Genomic DNA, 21,070 nt, shown 5'->3' with positions numbered 1-21,070 from the left:
AAAAGGCTCTCCTTCGCGGAGAGCCTTTTCCGTGCGTATCGGGAGATTCCCGGCTATCGCCGTTTAGTCGTGCACGAACCGTCCGCCGCGTCCCGCGCCGAGACCGGTCAGGAGATAGACGGCGACGATGCCCAACATGACGTAATACGGCACGTTCCAACCGCCGGTCGCGTCATGCAGCGCGCCGTACGCGAGCGGGCCGCAGCCGGCGAGCAGATAACCGACCGATTGGGCCATGCCCGAGATGTCCGCGGCTTCGGCCGCGCTCTGCGTGCGCAGCGAGAAGAACATCATGATCAAGCTGAACGAGAATCCGCCGGAGAGGCTGAAGAACACGATCGCCAGAATGATGATCGGCAGCGAGCCGTTCGCCAGCAGGAAGCCGAAGATGCCGAGCACGTAGCTGACCGTGGTCATGATAATGAGCGAACGTTGGTCTTTCATCTTGGCCGCGACGATCGGCGCGATGAAGTTGATCGGGATCATCAACATCTGGAACAGCGACAGCATGTAACCGGCGACCGCGGGATCGAGATGCTGCGCCTGCATCATGTTCGGCAGCCAAGCGACCATGATGTAATACAGCGAAGATTGCATGCCCATATTGACCGTGATCAGCCAAGCCAGCGGCGAGCGCCAGATGCTGCGCTTCGGCACGTCCGGCGCGTTCGAAGCGGCGGCGCGCGTGTTGCGGCGAAGCTGCGGCAGCCAGACGAGCAGGCCGATCGCCGACAGGATCGTCCAGATCAGCAGCGCGCCGCGCCAGCCGAGCCCCGTATTCGAGACCGGGACGCTGATCGCGGCGGCGATCGAAGCGAAGATCCCCATCATGATCGAATACAGGCCGGTCATGACGCCGATGCGATGCGGGAATTCCTTCTTGATGATGCTCGGCAGCAGCACGTTGAATACGGCGACGGCCAAGCCGATCAAGAACGTTCCGGCCATCAGCGAGGCGATGCCGCCGAACGGGCGGAACAAGCTGCCGATAACGATCAAGAGAAGCGAGACGAAGATCAGGCGTTCCGCGCCGTACTGCCGGGCCCATTTCGAGATGAACGGCGACAGCAGGGCGAAGGCGAGCAGCGGCAGCGTGGTCAGGAAGCCAGCCGTCGTATTCGACAGCGACAGCGCATCCCGAATGGCGTCGATGATCGGACTGAGCGAGGTGATATGGGTACGCAGATTGGCCGCAACCAGCAGGATGCCGGCGAGCAGCGTATAGTAGACCGCGTTCGAAGCTTCTTCCGTACGCGGGATTTCGGTTCTTTTCATGATCGGGTTACTCTCCGTTTCTGGGTGAATTCGCGGGATCGTCCGCTTCTAAATGCGGCGCTTTGAAATGCATGATGTAATCGTCGACCGCCTGCATGGCGCGTTCGGGGTCCCGGTCGCGGATCGCCGAGATCAGCGCGGGATGCCCGACATCGTAACGGGTGCCCGGGATAAAGCGGTTGAACAAGATCGAGATCTGCAATTTCTCGAACAGGCTCTCGTACAGATCGAGCAGCAGTCGATTGCGCGAAGCTTTCATGATGGTCACGTGCAGATTCCAGTCCGCGTCTTTGTAGGCGTCGTGATCGGGACCGTCCAGCGTTTCCCGGCAGAGCTTCGAATAATGTTCCATCCGCTCCAACTCTTCGTCCGTGCGCCTAAGGCAGGCCAGAGCGGCGGCTTCCCGATCGAGCGCGTGCTGAAGTTCGAGCGCTTCGATGACGGAAGAGCGGCTCATGCGTTTATTCAAGATGGCGCTGAGTTCGCTGCTGGCGGTCACGAACGTGCCGTCGCCCTGCCGCGTCTCCAGCAGACCGACTTGAACCAGCCCGCGGATCGCTTCGCGCAGCGTATTGCGGCTGACGCCGAGCTGTTCCATCAGATCGGCTTCGCGCGGAATCCGGCTGCCGATCTTCCATTCGCCGCCGGTGATCAGACGTTGAAGCTGCGTGTAGACGCGGCCGGACAGCGTTTGTTTTTCCAACTTTTCGAACATGGGCGCTCCTTTCTAAAGGTAGGATGATTGGTTCTTTCGCTTGTCCCAGTATAAAAGCTTCGCCCGATCTTGTAAAGGATCGAAAAGAGCAAGAAAAGAGTTCCCAAATCGCTCGAGGTCGGGTATAATGAACAATCTTGGCGGTTCGCGGGAAAGCGGGCCGTAAAAATCCATTCGGTTCGGAGCGGGCTTATGACCAGCGTAAACGGAACAACCGAATATCGCGTTTTTTTGCGGAAGTTCGAGCGGTGAGGGCCGATCGGGCTTTTTTTGTTTCCTGGGGGCAAGAAAAATGACGGAGGGAAGAAATGATGGAACAAGCGAAAAGCCAATCGATCGTCGCGGCTTGGATCAGTCTGATCAGCAACGTGCTGCTCACTATTCTGAAGGTCGTCGTAGGGCTGCTGTTTAAAAGTCCGGTCCTGATCGCCGACGGCGTCCATAACGCGGGGGACGTTATCGCGTCCGCGGCGGCGCTCGGTTCGATGCGCATCTCCAGCCGGCCGCCGGACGAAGACCATCCGTACGGGCACGGCAAAGCGGAGGTTATCGGCGCGAGCGTGGTGGCGACGATTCTGCTGTTGGCCGCGCTGTATGTCGGTTATCATTCCGTCGTGGCGTTGTTCGAGCCGATCCCGGCCGCGCATATCATCGCTTGGGTGGCGGCGGCCGTCTCGCTGATCTGGAAACTGCTGCTCTATCTCTACACGATCCGGATCGGAAGACTGGCGAACAGCAAGGGGCTGATCGCCACGGCGCAGGATCATCTGGCGGACGTGTACGCGTCGGGCGCGGCGGTCATCGGGATCGGATTGGGCTTGTTCGGCGATTGGGCCGGTCTGCCGATTCTCGGTTACGCCGATCCGGTCGCCGGCATTATCGTCGCGGTATTGGTCTTGAAGCTGGCGGCCGATATGGCGCGCGAATCGATCGATATCCTGATGGAAAAAGCGATCGGCACGGAAGAACTGGCGGCGCTCGAAAATATCGTGCGCGGCGTCGGCGAAGTCAAACGGATCGACCGGATTCGGGCGCGCGAGCACGGTCAATACATCATCATCGACCTGCGGGTCGGCGTGGACGCGCAGATGACGATCCAGCAGGGGCATGACGTCATCCGCAAGATCAAGAAAGCGATTCTGGCGCTGCATCCGAACGTCAGCGAAGTCATGATCCATTTGAACCCGTGGTATCCGGGCGCGCCGGAAGCGGACAAGAACGAAGCTGCCGTCAGCATCGGCGGCTCGGGCGGAACCGATCTGCCGGAGTAAGGAGCTTCACGCGCCGAGTCCTCAGCAGGCAAGCCGATCCGGAAGAACGGAAGGCTTGTCGGGGATCCGGCCTGATTTACGGACAAAAAAAGAAAACCGTACGACGCCGTTTTGCGGCGCGCGTACGGTTTTTTGTCGATTTCGAATCCGCGCATCGCTCGGACGGTCTGCCGGAGTTCTTCAATCGCCGCGCGGCGAAGAAGAAAGAGCAGGAGCGGAGCGTTCGGCGGGCACAGGGAGGGCGTCTTCCTCCGAAGCGCTTCGATCCGTTTTTTCCGGATTCGGCCGTCGGCGTCCGGACAACGCGACGCCGATCACGCCGGCCAGAATCGCGGCGGCTCCCAGCAGCGCGGCGGCGGGAATCTGTTCGCCGAGCAGCAGCGCGCCCGCGAACAGGGCGACGACGGCGGACAGACTGCCGAAGATGCTGACGCGCGAAGCTTCGAGCCGCGACAGCGCGTAGTTGGACAGATACGACGTGACCAGCGAAGACAGCACGCCCAGATAGAGAACGGCGATCAAGAACGACGGCGAAGACAGCGGAGCGGCAAGCTGCGCCAACGTTCCTGCTGCGGCATGGCGAATCACGGCGATCAGCCCGAAGCAGAGAAAACCGAGCAGATTCATATAATAAGTCAATTCTTTCGGCGAGTAGCTGCGGCTTAACTTGCGGGCCAGCACGTTATAACCCGCTTGCGAGAACGCCGAGCACAGCACGAGCAGAATGCCGACGAAGCTGGCGGAGAACACCGCTCCTTGGCGTCCCGCGAACAGGCAGACGACTCCGGCGACCGACAGCAGCGTAAAAGCTTTCTGCGCCCGGCCAGCCCGTTCGCCGAGCAGCAGAATCGCCAGAATCAGCGTGAATACCGGCACCGCGCCTTGAATCATGCCGGCTTCGGCCGAAGACGCGTAGAGCAGGCCGAACGTCTGGAACACGAAGAACGAGATCGGATACAAAGCGGTCACCGGCAGCATTCGAGCTGCGCCGGCGCGAATATTTCGCAGACCTTCGCGACCCGGAAAAGCAAACAGCGTCGCGGCGACGAAAGCGAACAGGAAACGGTAAGCGAGAATATCGAGCGGATCGGCCGTATTCAGCGCGATTTTGACGAATAAGAACGAGAAACCGATAATTAGCGCATTGGTAAGCGCGGCCGTATAAGCCCGGCCCGAATGGCGGGTGTTCATCATAGGGTATGACCTCCGGTCGAACGGAATGATTAAGAACTCGACAACCGAGTCTTGATAAGGGATGCGGCCGCATCTGCATTTTTTATTCTAAAGTCGGGAACCTCATGTTACAATAGACATAATGATGATCTGTACCGGTACAGATTGGAGAGGAGAGAACGCGGATGTACAAATATATGGAGCTGCTGAACGAGCTGGAACAGCAGATCTCGGACTCGTTCAAGGAAGGGGACAAGATTCCTTCCATCCGCACGTTGTCCGAGCAGTATACGTGCAGCAAAAGCACCGTCATCCGCGCGCTGGCCGAACTGGAACGGTCGCATCTGATTTACGCTTCGGCCAAAAGCGGCTATTACGTGCTCGGCCGCGCCGAAGAAGAACCGAAACCGCGCCGGATGATCGATTTCGTGCATTCCGCGCCGGACCCGGATATTTTTCCGTACCGCGATTTTCAGCAGTGCCTCAATAAAGCGATCGACACGTACCGCAACGATCTGTTCATCTACGGCACGCCGCAGGGCCTGCCTTCGCTGATCCGGGAGATGCAGCGCCATCTGGCGGGTTATCAGGTGTTTGCCGAGCCGGAGAATATTTTTATCACTTCCGGCGTTCAGCAGGCGTTGACGCTGCTGGCGGGGATGCCTTTTCCGAGCGGCAGCCGCACGGTGCTCGTCGAGCAGCCGACTTATCCTCTGTTTCTGGCCTATCTGGAAGCGCACCAGATTCCGACGGTCGGCATCCGGCGGGGCGCGGACGGCATCGATCTGGACGAGCTGGAACGGATTTTTCGCGGCGGCGGGATCAAGTTGTTCTATACGACGCCGCGTTTCCATAATCCGCTGGGCGGATCGTATACGAGACGGCAGAAAGAAGACATCGTGAAGCTGGCTTCCCGTTACGGCGTCTACTTGGTCGAAGACGACTATATGGCCGATCTGGAACGCGACTCCAAGTCCGATCCTCTGCATGCGTACGATCGCGAAGGCCGCACGATCTATTTGAAGAGCTACTCGAAAATTCTGTTCCCCGGTCTTCGGGTCGGCGTAGCGGTGCTGCCTCGGGAGCTGTCCGAATCGTTCGGTCGCTACAAGAAACTGCTGGACATAGACAGTTCGATGCTGTCGCAGGCCGCTCTCGAACTGTATCTGAAAAGCGGCATGTTCGATCGGCATCGCGAGAAGATCCGCGGGTGCTATCTGAGACGTTCGGAACTGCTGGTCGAATCGCTTCGCGCGGCTCGCGATGCGTATCCGGGCGCTTTCGACGGTCCGCCGCCGGCGGCCGGGGGCATCCATACCCATCTGCTGCCGGCTGCCGCTTCCGCGCTGCCTTCGGTAATCGAACGGCTGCGCCGCCGAGGCGTCCACGTGGAGAATGCCAAAAGCCATTATCTGAACGGTTTCCGCGTCGAACCGATGCTCAAGCTGAACGTGTCGGGCGCGCGCGAAGACGAGATTCCGGTCGGCGTCGCGGCCGTGGCCGAAGAATTGGCGAGAGCGGCGGGGAGGCTGCCGAAATAGGGAACTTGAAGGGCAACCGATCTGAACGGATCTGATCAGAAAGCAGTCGCTTCCGACGGAACCAGCCTGTGCGGATCTAACCTGAACGGGAAGCGTGATCCTGTCCGAGCCCGACTGAATGAAACGCAAAGGAAGCCGAGCGCAGCCGTAGAGTCGCTCGCCTGACGCAATCTAACACAGCAAAAAGGCGTTTCGGCTTCGTTTTGCGTCTTGTCGGGTCGCTAACGGAATGTCATTCCGTTAGCGACCGGTTTCGCCTCCTTTTTTGCGGCTAACGGAATACAGATCCGTTAGCCGTACAAAAGAGAGCCGAAAGCCGGAGAAATCGGCTTTTTCTCGTCTAAGCGTCATCTCGTTCCGTTAGAGCAGGAAGGAGCTCGACGCGATGGACGATGACGGCCGAGCTTCGGACTATAGATCGTTTGCCGCTAACGGAGACGACCCGCGTATGCTTTTTTTGCACGCCTCGACGAAATATTTTCCGACGTCGCTCGCACCGGCTGCCGGATCAAGCGACGTTTCAATTCCATCAATCCGATCAAAGGAGCGAACAGCCTATGGAGCTTTTTATCAGCATCTTGGTCATGCTCGGGATCATCGGCATCTCGAACGTGATCAATCGCTTTCTCCCGTTTGTCCCCGTGCCGCTTATTCAGATCGGCCTCGGCGTCGCCGCCGAACTGCTTCCGCCGCATATCCATGTGCCGCTGGAACCTGAACTGTTCCTCGTGCTGTTCATCGCTCCGCTTCTGTTCAACGACGGACGGATCACGCCGCGCAACGAGCTGTGGAATCTGAGAGCGCCGATTCTGCTGCTGGCGCTGGGATTGGTCTTCGTGACCGTCGTCATCTTCGGCTACCTGATCCACTGGGTCATTCCGACGATTCCGCTGGCCGCCGCGTTCGCGTTGGCCGCGATTCTGTCGCCGACGGATGCCGTCGCGGTCGGCTCGCTGGCCGGACGGATCAAGCTGCCGAAAGACATCATGCGCCTGCTTGAAGGCGAAGCGCTGATGAACGACGCTTCCGGTCTGGTCGCGTTCAAATTCGCGATCGCCGCGGCCGTCACCGGCGCGTTCTCGATCTACCAAGCCTCGTTCAGTTTCCTGCTGATCGCGATCGGCGGTCTGATGATCGGAGCCGTGCTCGCGTTCGTCATTATCCGGATTCGCGTGTTCCTGCGCCGCTTCGGAATGGAAGACGAGACGCTGCACGTCTTGATTCAATTGGTCACGCCGTTCATCGTCTATCTGGTCGCCGAGCATCTGGGATTGTCGGGCATCTTGGCCGCCGTATCCGGCGGCGTCGTGCATGCGATCGAACGCGACCGGGCCGAATCGACCCGCGTCAAACTGCAGGTCGTCTCCAGCAGCACTTGGGCCGTCTTCTTGTACGTTTTGAACGGTCTGGTATTCGTGCTGCTCGGCCTGCAGCTGCCGGAAGTATTGGGGGCGATCTTCGAAGATCCGGCCGTCAGCAGTTGGATGGCGCTCTGGCACGTAACTTGGATCTCGCTGGGCCTGATCCTGCTGCGTTTCGCTTGGATCTATGTCTATTGGTTCTTCGCCAGCCGCAAAAGCGGCAGCGGACGGACCGGCCGTCCGCTGTTCAAAGCTTCCGTGCAGACAGCGTTGTCCGGCGTACGCGGAGCCGTTACGCTTGCCGGCGCTTTCTCGATTCCGCTCGTCTTGGAAGGCGGAACGGCGTTCCCCGAGCGGAACCTGATCCTGTTCTTGGCAGCCGGGGTCATCTTGTTCACGCTGCTTATGGCAAGCATCGTGCTGCCTCTGCTTACCGAGAAAGAACCGGCCGAAGCGCCGCAGGCCGAACAGCCGCTTAAGCGCCGCATATTGAGCGCGATCGCGCAGCGGATCGGCCAAGACGATCTGGCCGAGGGGCGCTCCGGCGTGGCTGCCGCCGATATTCAAGATTTCACCAAGTATTTGCAGCGCGTGGAAGAAGCCACGAACTCTTACGCGGCCGATCCGGAAGCGGCCAGCCGCGAAGCGGATCTGATGTACGCGGGCATTCGGGCGCAGCGCCGCGAATTGGGCCGCTTGGTGCAGGACGGAGAGCTGGATCAAGAGAAAGCGACCCCGATCTTCGAGCATCTGACGCGGATCGAAGAAAGCATCCCGGGCCGTCTGGAAGCGCGGGTCGTGACGCCGGCCGCCGATATCGGCCGCTTCGCCGCCGCTTTGTTCGCCCGCGGTCGGCGCGGCGATCTGGCCGATAAGAAAGCGCTCTGCACCATGCAGACGGCGAAGACCCGCATGGCGCAGGCCGCGATCGAAGCGATCGAGAAGCGGACTACCGACGAGAACCGCGTCGAAGCGAAGCGTCTGATCGACGGCTACAACCAGATGATCAGCCGCCTCGCCCAAGTGAGCTACGGTCTGCTCGGCGAAGAAACGCCGGAAGAACGCGAAGAGCGCGAGCACCGCATGCAAGAGCGCCTCGCCGCTATTCAAGAGCAGCGCGACCATGTACAGCGCCTGTTCGAGAAAGGCGAGATCTCCCGCGAACTCGCCAGCCGCCTGCGGCAGTTTATCCGCTACTTGGAGAACGACGTGCCGGAGGAAGAGAATTTCGGGCATTGATTTTAAGGAGAAAAGTATAACCAGCGGCCTGTTCATTCGTTATTGAGTGAGCAGGCCGCTTTCCTTTAAAGTAAGAGAGTAACTTGGATATAAGCAAAAATCGATGGAAGAAGCATGGGGGAGAGCATGATACATACGTCAGAAGCGTTGGAATTAGAGGTCTTCAAAAGGTACATGGGGAGCTATCTGGAGAGTTTGATTGTCGGGCGAAATCTGTCTCAACCTACTGTACGTGCTTACCGTTACGATCTGAATCTGATCATCGAATGGTGCGTACGCAATTCGCAATCGCATATTAATCAGGCTGTGCTGCAAATGTACTTTATGGAATTGATCGCTCAAGGACATGCAAAAGATACCACGGTAAAAAGAAAATATATCTCGGTCAAAAACTTTTACAAATTTCTGATCGAGAAGCAGCTGATCGACGACCGTTCAGGGTTCACTTTAGGAGCAAAGTTCAAGAAAGCGAAGAGGATTCCGAAAACATTACCCATTGACGAAGTACAAAAATTGTTAGCTAGCATCGAGCACGATCTGGAACATCTTAAGTCGGACTATCGGAGATTGATTGCGGCCCGGAATCTGGCGATTATTGAACTGCTATTCTCTACAGGCATTCGGATCGGAGAGTTGGTTCGTATTGATTTGCAGGATTTGAATATCGGAGAACGTACGCTGCTGATCTTCGGCAAAGGTCGCAAAGAACGAATCTTATATTTATCCAGCAAAGAAGTCGTAGCTTCTTTGAAGAATTGGATCAAGCTTAGAGAGCGCCTCGCTCCCCAAGATCAGGCTTTGTTCATCAACAAGTACGGGCACCGACTGACGATCTATTCGATCGAAGATATTTTCTATAAATACCGCGATGCCGCGAGGATTACTCCGGGCGCTACACCTCATGCTTTAAGGCATACATTTGCTACGAACCTGCTGGATAACGGAGCGGATTTGCGTTCGGTTCAGGAGATCTTAGGCCACTCAAGCGTGAGTACGACAGAGATCTATACCGAAGTTTCTATCCAACGAAAGAAGAACGTATTGTCGAAATTCAACCCGAGAAATAAGCTGAAAATGTAGCAAAAAACCTCCTAATAACTATGAATTATTTGGAGGTTTTTATGAAAATAATGAAAAATATTATCAACTTAGAGAAGAAAAATTTGCTTTTTGTTTGTTTAGGAATTTTCTTGATTGGGGCAGTCGTTAATTTTTTAAATCCCTACCCTTTGTTTTATGTTCATCAAATAATCCTCCTTCTTATTTTATTTTTATCTATGACTGTAGTAAAAAAAATATTCGTTTTTTTTGACCAGTCATTCCCTTCGCCTTTGAAAGATGCAAGACTTGATGGTTTTAATAAAAATTTTAATTCAAAAATGTATTCTTGTATAATTTTAATCATTTCAACTTCAGTAACATTGATATATTTCATAAGTATATTTTGTCTCGAATACATTAAAATCAATCTAGTTGGAATATATGCTCTTATGCTCGGTGCGTGTGCTTTATATGTTTCTATAATAGGTTATTGCCTTCTTGTTATACTTATTCGCTACCTACGTACTATTCGCAAAGATGCGCTCGAACTAGTTGAATATGAGCGTTTTTCTCCTGCTAATACAGATTGGCTTATTAAGACAAGCGAATTTTTCAATTACCTTAAACGAAACTTTTTTATTCTAGGATTTTTGTTTACCTTAGAATATGCTATTCTGATTCCTCAAAATGCAATAGAATTTTCTCCGAATTTCCAAATAAACACAAAAAATAATGCAGCATTCATCATGACTTGGACAGGCATTCTTTTATTTATTGTTCTAGCCTTCCCGATAATCTCTTTTCTTTCGAAAAAGTATATTAAAGAAATTATCGCAAGCTTTAAACAAAAAACAATTTTAGAGTTGGATAAATTATTGATCATTGCTGAGAAGAACAATTCAGGAACTGACGTGTTATCCTATGTTAATTTGATTAATAGAGTAAATTCTTCTCCTTCATATCCATGGTCGGCTTCAAATTTTCGTATCTCAAGTTTAATTCCGCTGCTTACGATTTCAGTTCATCTTTCAAAAATTATTTCTAATTTCGATTGGAAGAATATTGGGATTTAAAATCAAAGTCTCTGAATACAAAAGTCAAATATATAGTCAATAAATTTATGAAATTGACTACTCCATTTAGTGTTGCCTGCATTTATATTCTCAATTTTTATGCATATCTCTTTTTTAATTCTTGAAACTTCTTGTAGGCAAATTTCTTGCACCTGATATTTCTGGTAAAGTTCCAAAATGAATTGATAGTTTCGTTCATTAATAATTTTTTTTTGTTCTCTACCGCTGGATAAACTAAGCAAGTAGCTAATTGCTAAGTTTTTTCTGGATTTATTAAAATCAAAGTTGAGATTGCCTTTATATTCCAAACTTTTTGAAGTATGAGAAAAAGGTTCTAGATCGTTTAATAATTGAAAAACATAGCCTAAATAATTTCCTATGCTTTCAACATTTTCGCTTGTTTTGATATCAAAAACATCTCCTTTAGAGTAGCCTAAAAAAAAGCTATTTCTAATTAATCCAACAGTTTGTAAATTAATAATTTCATTTACATCACCTAAGTTAAAGAGATTTTTACTAGAGGAATCTAATTCTTTTAATACGCCTTCCGCCATATTAAATAAAGTGTCTGATAAACATTTTATAAGGTTAACATTTTCATTTTGCTCTAAATTGTTCCCAAGATTCTTAAATGACGCACTAATCATTTGCAGAGCCAAGAGTATAGCTTCGTTATCTGTATGTTCAATATGAAAAGTTGGCAGAGAGTGTCTTGCTATATCGCCGTCAATTAAATCATCAATAAGAATTGAAGCTTTATGCAAAAGTTCAACACTAATTGCTACCGGTAAAACTTTCGAAAAATCTAATTGTCCACTTTTAAAATTAATGCTATGACCCCAAGCAACTAGTATAGGTCGCAAACGATGACCTGCTCTCATTTGGTGTGATGAAGCAAACTTCTGATCGAATTGACTTAATGTTCTTTTCCAGTTTTCATCAAATGTAGTCAAGAAGCTATCTTTGGAATGATTCATAATTGTGTTAAAAAGGAAATTCTCGGTTAAACTCTCCACAAAAAAACCTCCAAATAATTCATAGTTATTAGGATATTATTTTAATACTAATACCCTCGAATTTCCGCCTACCTAGCAAGCATCATTATACTATTTATTTGGTCAATTTCCTATATTTAAAAGGAAAACTTTTAAGGTTCAACCCATCACTCTACGCACAAAAAAGGCTCGCCACCTCTCACAGGTAACGAACCTTCAACACAATCTTTCACCCCAACCGCCGCTTCGCTTCTCCCCGATCTTCTTCCCCGACCGTCTGCCGCTCCAGCTCTTTCATCTCGTAGAAGTAGCCTTTGCGCGCCATCAGGTGGTCGTAGCTGCCGGCTTCGACGATCTCGCCGTGGTCCATGACGACGATCAGATCCATTTGTTCCAAGCCCGCCAGACGGTGGCTGACCCAGATCAGCGTATCGCCTTCGGCGCGTTCCAGCAGCAGCTGCATCACCCGGCGTTCGGTCACGTAATCGAGCGAGGAAGTCGGTTCGTCAAGCAGCCACAGCCGGCCGCTTTTCAGCAGCGTTCGCGCGATCGCGAGCCGCTGTTTTTCGCCGTCCGACAAGTTTTCGCCTTTTTCCAGCACGGGATCTTCGAGCTTACGCCCCGGCAGATCGACTTGATGCAGCACGTTCAGCAGTTCCTCGTCGCTGCGCGAATCGTCTTCGAGCAGCAGATTGTCGCGAAGGGTTCCTTTGAAAAAATGTCCTTGCTGAAGCACGACCCGGCTTTTCCGCCAAAGGTCTTCCGCATTCAATTCGTCGACCGGAATGCCGTTCAGGCGAAGCTGTCCGAGCGTCGGCGTTTGCAGCTTGAGCAGCAGTTCCAGGATGCTCGTCTTGCCCGAACCGCTCGCGCCCACGATCGCGGTCTTGGCGCCTGCTGGAATCCGCAGCGAGACGTCGCTCAGCACCGGACGCCAAGCTTCTTCGTAGCGCAGCGACACGTTCTTCAGTTCGACGGAGACCGGAGCGGACACGTCCAGCATTCCGTCCGGTTCGTCCGTCGGTTGTTCGTCTTCGAACGTCTCCGCGAGCCGCCGGGCGGCGAACCGACTGTCTTTTTTGTACGTCGGCAGCGTCGCCATCGCGGCGGATTCGTCGAATACGGTCATCGAAGCCATGATCAGCATCGCGAGGAATACGCCGGCCAGCGAACCGCTGACGATCAGATAAGCGCCGAGCACCAGCACGCCCCACGAGACGAAGAACGTCACGAAAGCATGCAGCGATTGTCCGCGCAGCAGCCGTTTCGCGTCCTGCTGCTGCGCGGCGGTCAGCTCGTCCGACAGCGTCAGGAGATTTTCCCGGTGGCCGTCGAGCTTGCCGTAGACTTTGAGATCGATAAATCCTTGCAGCATCTCGGTCGCGTCGGCGGAGAACGCCGCGCGCTGCCGCCGAACGAGTCCGTCCGTTTTGCGCTGCCCGATCATGGCGATCGCCGGCACGACGAAAGCCGTGATCAGCATGCCTACGACCAGCAGCAGCGCGATCCAGACCGAGAAGAACGAAGCGAACAGCACCGTAGCCAGAAAAACGGACACGACGATGATCGGCGGATACGCGACGCGCAGAAAATAAAACTGCAGCCCTTCGATATCGCCGACGATCCGCGCCAGCAGATCGCCGCTGCGCTGACGGTTCAGCGCGCCAGGCGGCATCGGAACCAACTTCGCGAAAAAGGAGGTCCGCAGCCGACTGAGCAGCGAGAAGGTCGCCCGGTGCGAAAACAGCCGTTCTCCGTAGCGGCTGCCCGCGCGCGCAAGTCCCAGAATCTTGACCAGCGAGGTCAAGATGATCAAGGTGTAGAGCGGCGGGGCGAACACCGTTTTGGCGATCAGATATCCGCTGGTCGAGAACAAGACGACGCCGGCGATTCCGGCGAAGAAGCCGCCCAGAATCGAGAGCAGAATGTCTTTGCGTTCTCGGAGCATGGCTTTGGTGAAGATGGACAATTCGCTCATGATACGACCCCCTGACGTCCGATATCGATCATTTCCGCATATTGCGGAAGATTGTTAAGCAGTTCTTCGTGGCTGCCGCTGCCGATCAGCCGGCCTTGTTCCATAAACCAAATGCGGTCCGCGTGGCGGATCGTATGCAGACGGTGCGCGATCGTGATCACGGTCGCGGTACGCGACAGTTCGTCGATCGAACGCATCAGCACCCGCTCGGTATGCAGGTCGAGTCCGGTCGTCGGTTCGTCGAACAGCAGGACTTTGGGCCGTTTGAGAAAAGCGCGGGCCAAGGCCAACCGCTGTTTCTCTCCGCCGGACAATCCGCGTCCGCCTTCGCCGACGATCGTGTCGTAGCCGCGGGGCAGCTCGCCGATCAATCCGGCGAGTCCCGCCGATTGCGCGGCCTGCGCGATCTCTTCGCGCGACACTTCGCGCTCTGCGTCGACCACGCCGACCATGCCGATCGCGATATTCTCCGCGATCGTGCCGGAGAAGATATGCGGATGCTGCGTGATATAGCTGACCTGACGGAACCAGTCCGCTTCGCGTTCCGGCGTCAGACTTTCGCCGTCTACGCGCACTTCGCCCGACGAAGGCGGCAGCAGTCCGGCGATCAGGTGCAGCAGCGTGGTCTTGCCCGAACCGCTGCGGCCGACGAGCGCGATCTGCTCGCCCGGCGCGATCGACAGCGAACCGACGCGCAGTTCGAACCGATCCGGGCCGTAGCGGAAGACCGGGTCGAGCAGTTCGATCTTGGGCGGAGCTTCCGAGCGGGAAGCGAGCGTCGGTTGATGCTGCGAACCGAGCTGAGCCGCTTTGACGGAGAAAGGAATCACGCTGCCGAGCTTGGGCTTCGCTGCGGCTGGAGATGCGGCGTCCGTGCGAGGTTCGGCTGCTTCTGCCGACGCTGCGACGCCGCTTCCCGCATTCTCCGCCAACGCCGTCTCGATATTGCGGATCGCGCCCATGCTGGTGCGACCGCCGTGGAAGGCGGTTCCGGCATTTTTGAGCAGATTATAGAATTCGGGTACCAGCAGCAGGATCAAGAAAGCGGTATGGAACGCCATCGTTTTGAACACGACCAATTGAAGCGCCAGCTCCAGCGCCACGATGCCGATCCCCAGCATAACGATCGTCTCCAGCGCGAACGTATTGACGAACGCCACTTTCAAGATTGCCATCGTCGCGTCGCGGTAAGACAAGCTGCCGCGTTCGATCTTCTGCTCCTGCTGCTTGGCGCGGCCGAACAGTTTCAGCGTGACCAAGCCTTGCAGCGAATCGAGGAACGTGCCGGAGAAGCGGGCCAGTTCGTCGAATTTTTCTTCCGATTTGTCGCGAGTCTGAATGCCGACCAGCGCCATGAACAGCGGAATGAACGGCGCGGTGAACAGCAGGATCAATCCCGAAGGCGCATGCAGGTAAAAGACGACGGCGAGGATCAGCAGCGGCACGACCGAAGCTTCGATCATTTTCGGCGTGTATTGGCTGAAATAACCGTCCGCTTCGTCGACCGCGTCCAACGCGACGCTCACTTTGCCGCCCGTTTGGCCTTGACGCGCGGTCAGCAACGGATTGGCGGCCAGCGAACGCAGCAGTCTCGAACGCAGATCGCGTTTGGCGTCGGCGGCGATCCGCAGCCCGATCCGCCCGTTGGCGTAAGAGAGCAGCGTGCGGACGGCCATCACCGACAGCAGCACGGCGAAAACGGCAATCATCGAAGCGAGCGCGGCCCGTTCGACGAAGATGCGCTGTACGGCTTCGGCCATCAGCACCGCCTGACCGATGGTGGCCGCGCCGAGTCCGAGCGCGATTAGGCGCATCAGACCCGTGCGGCGTTTATGAACGGCCATCAGCTCGGTCAACAAAGCGATCTTGCGACCCGAGCGCCGCTCCGTGGTTTTCTTTTTCCGCTTGGCCATAGCCGGGTTCCTCCTTATTTTTTCCCTTTGACGTAATCCGCATCGAACAAGAACAGCCGGAAGACCAGCGCCAGCGACGGGATCAGCAGCAGCAGTCCGGCAATAAAGACGACGACCAGCGCGATCCCCATCGCTTCCTGCGTCGCCCCGCCCTGCACGGTGATGTAAGGATCGAGAATATACGGATAATGCCCGATGCCGTAAGCGAAGAACGCGCACAGGAACTGCAGCATGACGGCGATGAACATCCAGCCGTAACGGCGTCCTTTGTACAGCAGCCAGAGCACGATCAGGAAAAAGACGACCGACAGCCCCAGCAGCCACCAGAGGTTCATCATGTTCTGGAAATGGCGTTCGTTATGCTGGCTGAGATACAAAAACGCGGTGAACGCGGCGATGATCGTCGGCGTGCTCCAGAACAGCGCGTAGCCGCGCATCAGCTCGAGCGCCGGCCGGTCTTCCGCGCGAGACGCGTAGAAAGCGAGGAACGACGCGCTGATAAACAATACCGACGTCAGCGCGAGGCCCACGATGCTCCATGCCAGCGGACTGGTGAACAATTCGAGATAATCCAACGTAACCACGCCGTTCGTTTCGCGGATAAACCCGCCTTCCGACAGCACCAGCGCCACGGACAGCGAAGCGGGAATCAGCAGCCCGGTCGCGCCGTAGAGGAACAGGAACACGATATTTTTTTTGGAACCGTAGTTCTCGAATGCATAGAACGAACCTCGGATCGCCAGCAGAACGATCGCGATGCTGCCCGGTACCAGCAGGGAAGATCCGTAATAGTGCGCGGCATCCGGGAAAAATCCGATCAATCCGACGAAGAAGAACACGAAGAACACGTTGGTGATCTCCCAGACCGGCGACAGATAACGCGAGATCAGGCGGTTGATCAGATGGTCTTTGCCGGTCAAACGGGCGTAGAAAGCGAAGAATCCCGCGCCGAAATCGATGGAAGCCACGATTAGATAGCCGTACAAGAAGATCCATAAGACGGAGATGCCTAAGATTTCGTAACTCATGCGTTCGGTTCACCTTCTTCCTTAGACCCGTCGGGCGATGAGGACGTTTGAGCGGCCAACGCGGCTTGTTTGGTCTTGGCGATCTTCTCGAACTCGACTTCCGCCGGATTGTCCCGGAACAGACGCCGCAGCACGATCACGCACATGGTGCCGAGCAGGATGTACAGCAGCAGGAACACGAAGAACAGCGGCATGATGCTCGGCGACGTGGTCGCCGCGTCTTCGACCCGCAGATATCCGCGAATCATCCACGGCTGGCGTCCGATCTCCGCATAGAACCAACCCATCTCGACCCCGAGAAAAGCGAGCGGAGCGCCCAGCGCGATCACGCGCAGCATCCATTTGTTGAGTTCGTTGCGTTTTTTCCAGAACAAGAACAGGAAGTAGAGCGCCGATACCGCCAGCAGCGCGAACCCGATCCCGACCATGAAATCGAACATGTAATGCACGATCAGCGGCGGCTGTTCGTCGGCGGGGAATTCGTTCAAGCCCGTCACTTCGGCATTGAAATCGCTGAACGCGAGGAAACTGAGCGCTTTCGGAATATGGATCGCGCCGATAATATCGCGTTCCGCGTTCAGCCAACCGAGGAAGATCAGATCCGCGCCTTTTTCCGTCTCGAAATGCCATTCGGCGGCGGCCAGTTTCTCCGGCTGATGTTCCGCGAGGAACTTGGCCGAGGTATCGCCCGCGAGCGCGGTCAGGAAGCTGAACAGCAGCAGGACGGCCATCATCAGTTTGAGCGCTTTTTTCTTGTAATCGGTGATGCCTTTACGCAGCATGGAGAACGCGGCGACGGCGGCGAGCAGAGCGGCTCCCGTCATGTAGGCGGACGTCAGCACGTGGAATACCTTGGACGGCGTGGCGTCGTTGAACATCGCCTGAAGCGGATGGACGGCCGAGAAATGTCCCGCTTCCATGACGAATCCGTCCGGCTGGTTCATAAAACCGTTCACCGTCGTAATGAAGAACGCCGACATCGAAGCGCCGAGCACGACGGGAATCGTCAGCAGCCAATGCAGATACGGATTGCGGAATCGTTCCCACGTATAGAGGTAGATGCCGAGGAAGATCGCTTCGAAGAAAAAGGCGAAGACTTCCATAAACAGCGGCAGCGCGATCACGTTGCCCGCGAGCTGCATAAAGTTCGGCCAGACGAGCGACAATTGCAGCGCGATCGCCGTGCCGGTCACGACGCCGACGGCGACGGAGATCACGAAGCCGCGGCTCCATCTGCGGGCCATCAGCGTATAATGCGGATCTTTGCGGCGAATCCCGACAAACTCCGCGATCGAGATCATCAGCGGAATCGCGACGCCGATCGTGGCGAAAATCACGTGAAACGATAACGTCAGGGCCGTTACGAGACGACTCCATAACACGGTATCGATGACCATGCTTTAAATCCCCTTTCCGGTGTTTGTATATGACTTCAATCACATTAGAATGAATTCAGTATAGCGGCGGGAAACCGAATTTCGGGGCGCAAGCAGGCCTTTTCAAGAAAAGATCAAACCTTTGCGGCAATTTCGTGAAAAAGAGCACAATGACCCGTTCGAGCCATTGTCGATTGGGTAAAAGTGTGTTATTTGAAATCCTTAATCTTATCAATTTTAAGTATTTGCGCACTGTTACATTTATCACACTTGTCGGCGAGAGAAGGATAAAGATAGGGTAACGAGTCTAGCAATCGGCTGCGGCTGCCGACACGGCGCGCGGCCACTCGCAGCAGACCCGATCGGGGGAAGTCGTTTGGAGCGGTAAGCAATCGGGTGTCCTAGATTAGAGTACGATGCAACGCTATTGAAAAGTAATGTTGCAAAAATCCATCATTTATCGCGGTAAAAGTGACAGATGAAGCGAAGTGTTGCGGAAATCCATCATTTCGGTTCAGAAAGTCCTTATTGCATGCCAAGAGATCGAAAATGATGGATATATGCAACATTTCTCTCGAAAAAAGGCTTCTGCACGTAAATATGATGGATATTTGCAACATTTGGTCGAGGAGTGGGGGTGAGGACGCAAAAGGCGACAGCGCGAACAGACAAGCTATAGCGCGCAAAGGCAGGCGAGGGCGCGAACAGCAAAAGACCTGCCGATTCGGCAGGTCTTCGATCATCGTCATGGCGTCGGCATGTCGGATTCAAACTCGCCGCGCGTGTTCGGCCTTACAGATAATCGTCCATCCAGCCCGCGATATGCGACAGCCGCGCGACGCGCAGCGACGGATGGCCGCCGCGCGACAGGTCGTGGCTCGCGCCCGGGAAACGGACCAACCGCGTTTTGCGGCCGAGACGCTTGAGCGCCGTGAACAACTGCTCGGCCTGTTCGATCGGACAGCGCAGATCCTGTTCGCCGTGCAGAATCAGCAGCGGCGTGCGCACCTGCTGCACGTAAGCGATCGGCGAATGTTTCCACAGCAGTTCGGTGTCCTGCCAAGCATCGCCGCCGATCTGGTCTTCGGTGAAGAAGAACCCGATATCGCTGACGCCGTAGAACGACAGCCAGTTCGAGATCGACCGCTGCGTGACCGCGGCTTTGAACCGATCGGTATGGCCGACGATCCAGTTGGTCATGAAGCCGCCGTAGCTGCCGCCGGTCACGCCGAGGCGCGACTCGTCGATAAAGTCGTAATGCGCCAGCGCATGGTCGACCGTATCCATCAGATCGCGGTAATCGCCGCCGCCGTAGTCGCCCCGGCAGGCGTTGACGAATTCTTGGCCGTAGCCGTGACCGCCGCGCGGATTGGCGAAGACGACCGCATAACCTTTGGAAGCGAGCAGTTGGAATTCGTGCATGAAGGTATGACCGTACATCATATGCGGTCCGCCGTGGATTTCGAGAATCGTCGGCACTTTACCCGCCTTTTCCGCGTCGAAGCCTACCGGTTTCATGATCCACGCCTGCACCTTCCAGCCGTCCCGGGTCTCGACCCGGAACGATTCGGGCGCGCTCAATTCATGTTCGCCGAGCCAATCGCCGTTGGCGTCCGTCAGACGGAATTCTTCGCGGCTGCCTGGAGAGAAACGGTACAGATCGCCGGGATTCAGCGGATCGGAGATCGCGACCACGAAGCCGCCTTTATGATCCGGCGTCAGTTGATACACGTCGCGGTCGCCGCCGAGCAGCACTTCGTGCCCCGAACCGTCCGCCGCGAAGCGGGCGACTCCGGCGCTTCCCTGTCCGGTGAACAGCGCGTACACCGAGCTGCCGTCTTCGGCGAAGATCGGATCGGGCGAACCGAGCCCCGCGCGCATGTCGCCTACGACCAGATTACCGACCAAGAGATCGCGGTCGCCCGTCAAGCAGGCGATCTCTCCGCCTTCGGCCGAAATCAGGTACAGGCGGGTGAGCGTCGCGTTATGGTACGAGCGATCGCTGGCGAAGAACGCGATTCGATTGCCGTCCGGCGACCAGCTCATCTGCCCGACGCTCCAATCGGAGCCCGTCAGCTTGCGGCGATTGCCGCCGTCCGCGTCCGCGACGTAGAGGTCGCTGATCAGCAGCAGATCCGGATCGGTCTCGTCGCCGTCTTCCGGAATATAAGCCGTAAACGCGATTCGCGAACCGTCCGGCGACCAAGCGAAGCTGCCGACGTCGAAACCACCCGACGTGATCGGCTGCGCTTCGCCGCTTGCGGCATCCACGACGTACAGATGGCTGCGTTTGCCGTTCCACAGGCCGGAACCGTCGCCTTTGTAGCGAATGCGGTCGATTACCGTTTCTGTAAGCGGCTTGTCTTTGTCGGAATCGTTTTCGCTGCGATCGTCGTCGTTGCGGTCTTTTGCGTCCGATTCCTCGGATTCCGCATCGGTCTGCGAAGAGACCAACAACTTGGAACCGTCCGGCGACCAGCGGTAAGAACCCGCGCCGTCGGGCAGATCGGTCAGCACTTCGGCTTCGCCGCCGGAAGCGGGGAGGAGCCAGATCTGTCTTTTGCCTTCGTGTTTGCGGGTGAACGCCAGCGTCTTTCCGTCCGGCGACCAAGCCGGCGAACCGTCTTCCTCACCGGAAGTGAAGAACTTATCGGTTCGACCGTCCGCCGAAATCGCGCGAATCCGCGTAACGTATCCGTCGCGCGCTTCGTTAACGGTGCGCTGCGTATAGACGATGCGTCCGTCGGCCGGGGATACGTCGGGCGCGCCTACCCAGACGAAGCGGTACAGGTCTTCCGCGGTCAATCCGCGTTTTTGATTCATGATTTAATGCCTCCTCTTTATGTACGGCTGCAATCCGGCATGCTGACCGATGGTCAACTCACCGGCTTTCCTTTTATGATACGGGAAGCGTCCGCGAACGGCAAACCGGACATCGCGAGTGAAGGACGGTCTTCCGCGTCGGACGAGTTTCGGGTGTTCGTTCGCCCGGCACTTTTGCGACCAGCGATTCATTGGCGCGAAACGGGATATCCCGTAGAATTTAGGGTAATCGAAGATTACAGGCATTCTACGTCATACTTTCGGAGCA

General features: G+C 55.5%; 14 protein-coding genes. 5 read left to right on the top strand and 9 right to left on the bottom strand.

The features are described from left to right. Nucleotides 1-63: 63 nt before the first annotated feature. Nucleotides 64-1,275: a CynX/NimT family MFS transporter gene (locus CDO73_RS10825; RefSeq protein WP_088488553.1), complete on the bottom strand. Its 1,212-nt coding sequence runs from the start codon at nucleotides 1,273-1,275 to the stop codon at nucleotides 64-66. A 7-nt stretch (nucleotides 1,276-1,282) separates the two neighbouring features. Then, nucleotides 1,283-1,990 (bottom strand): FadR/GntR family transcriptional regulator, encoded by a 708-nt coding sequence (locus CDO73_RS10820; protein WP_088488552.1) that lies wholly within the window; start codon nucleotides 1,988-1,990, stop codon nucleotides 1,283-1,285. Between the two features lie 308 nt (nucleotides 1,991-2,298). On the opposite strand from CDO73_RS10820, the gene CDO73_RS10815 reads away from it, so the two are divergent. Further along, a complete protein-coding gene (locus CDO73_RS10815; RefSeq protein ID WP_088488551.1) occupies nucleotides 2,299-3,261 on the top strand; it encodes a cation diffusion facilitator family transporter in 963 nt (320 codons plus the stop codon). A gap of 180 nt (nucleotides 3,262-3,441) precedes the next feature. On the opposite strand, the gene CDO73_RS10810 is transcribed toward CDO73_RS10815, so the two are convergent. After that, nucleotides 3,442-4,455, bottom strand: a complete 1,014-nt coding sequence (locus CDO73_RS10810; protein ID WP_256972651.1) for a DMT family transporter — start codon at nucleotides 4,453-4,455, stop codon at nucleotides 3,442-3,444. A gap of 164 nt (nucleotides 4,456-4,619) precedes the next feature. Here CDO73_RS10810 and CDO73_RS10805 point away from each other — a divergent pair, with 164 nt between their 5' ends. The 4 genes from CDO73_RS10805 to CDO73_RS10790 all read left to right on the top strand — a co-directional run bounded on the left by CDO73_RS10805 (nucleotide 4,620) and on the right by CDO73_RS10790 (nucleotide 10,689). Further along, a complete protein-coding gene (locus tag CDO73_RS10805) occupies nucleotides 4,620-5,975 on the top strand; it encodes an aminotransferase-like domain-containing protein (protein ID WP_088488550.1) in 1,356 nt (451 codons plus the stop codon). A gap of 557 nt (nucleotides 5,976-6,532) precedes the next feature. Then, the gene (locus CDO73_RS10800; RefSeq protein ID WP_088488549.1) at nucleotides 6,533-8,575 is read left to right on the top strand and encodes a Na+/H+ antiporter; all 2,043 of its coding nucleotides are present in this window, start codon (nucleotides 6,533-6,535) and stop codon (nucleotides 8,573-8,575) included. 174 nt (nucleotides 8,576-8,749) lie between these two features. Further along, a complete protein-coding gene (locus tag CDO73_RS10795; protein ID WP_088488736.1) occupies nucleotides 8,750-9,655 on the top strand; it encodes a tyrosine-type recombinase/integrase in 906 nt (301 codons plus the stop codon). Between the two features lie 41 nt (nucleotides 9,656-9,696). Beyond that, nucleotides 9,697-10,689, top strand: a complete 993-nt coding sequence (locus tag CDO73_RS10790; protein ID WP_088488548.1) for a hypothetical protein — start codon at nucleotides 9,697-9,699, stop codon at nucleotides 10,687-10,689. Between the two features lie 2 nt (nucleotides 10,690-10,691). On the opposite strand, the gene CDO73_RS10785 is transcribed toward CDO73_RS10790, so the two are convergent. From CDO73_RS10785 to CDO73_RS10760, 6 genes are all read right to left on the bottom strand, one after another. Continuing rightward, nucleotides 10,692-11,705 carry a polyprenyl synthetase family protein gene (locus tag CDO73_RS10785; RefSeq protein WP_088488547.1) on the bottom strand — a complete coding sequence of 338 codons (1,014 nt, stop codon included), beginning with the start codon at nucleotides 11,703-11,705 and terminating at the stop codon, nucleotides 10,692-10,694. A gap of 208 nt (nucleotides 11,706-11,913) precedes the next feature. After that, nucleotides 11,914-13,662: a thiol reductant ABC exporter subunit CydC gene (cydC, locus tag CDO73_RS10780; RefSeq protein ID WP_088488546.1), complete on the bottom strand. Its 1,749-nt coding sequence runs from the start codon at nucleotides 13,660-13,662 to the stop codon at nucleotides 11,914-11,916. After that, complete coding sequence (gene cydD / locus CDO73_RS10775; protein ID WP_088488545.1) at nucleotides 13,659-15,575, bottom strand: thiol reductant ABC exporter subunit CydD; 1,917 nt, start codon at nucleotides 15,573-15,575, stop codon at nucleotides 13,659-13,661. The genes cydC and cydD overlap by 4 nt, the downstream gene beginning before the upstream one ends. A gap of 14 nt (nucleotides 15,576-15,589) precedes the next feature. Further along, on the bottom strand, nucleotides 15,590-16,603 hold the full coding sequence (locus tag CDO73_RS10770) for a cytochrome d ubiquinol oxidase subunit II (RefSeq protein ID WP_088488544.1): 1,014 nt from the start codon (nucleotides 16,601-16,603) through the stop codon (nucleotides 15,590-15,592). Next, complete coding sequence (locus tag CDO73_RS10765; RefSeq protein WP_088488543.1) at nucleotides 16,600-18,000, bottom strand: cytochrome ubiquinol oxidase subunit I; 1,401 nt, start codon at nucleotides 17,998-18,000, stop codon at nucleotides 16,600-16,602. The genes CDO73_RS10770 and CDO73_RS10765 overlap by 4 nt, the downstream gene beginning before the upstream one ends. A 771-nt stretch (nucleotides 18,001-18,771) precedes the next feature. Then, nucleotides 18,772-20,802, bottom strand: coding sequence for a S9 family peptidase (locus tag CDO73_RS10760; protein ID WP_088488542.1), 2,031 nt, complete (start codon nucleotides 20,800-20,802; stop codon nucleotides 18,772-18,774). Between the last annotated feature and the right edge of the window lie 268 nt (nucleotides 20,803-21,070).

It is taken from the genome of Saccharibacillus sp. O23, from assembly GCF_002205895.1.
Classification (GTDB): domain Bacteria; phylum Bacillota; class Bacilli; order Paenibacillales; family Paenibacillaceae; genus Saccharibacillus.
Note: the sequence above shows the minus strand (reverse complement) of the source record. Positions and strands in the feature narration are given on the sequence as shown.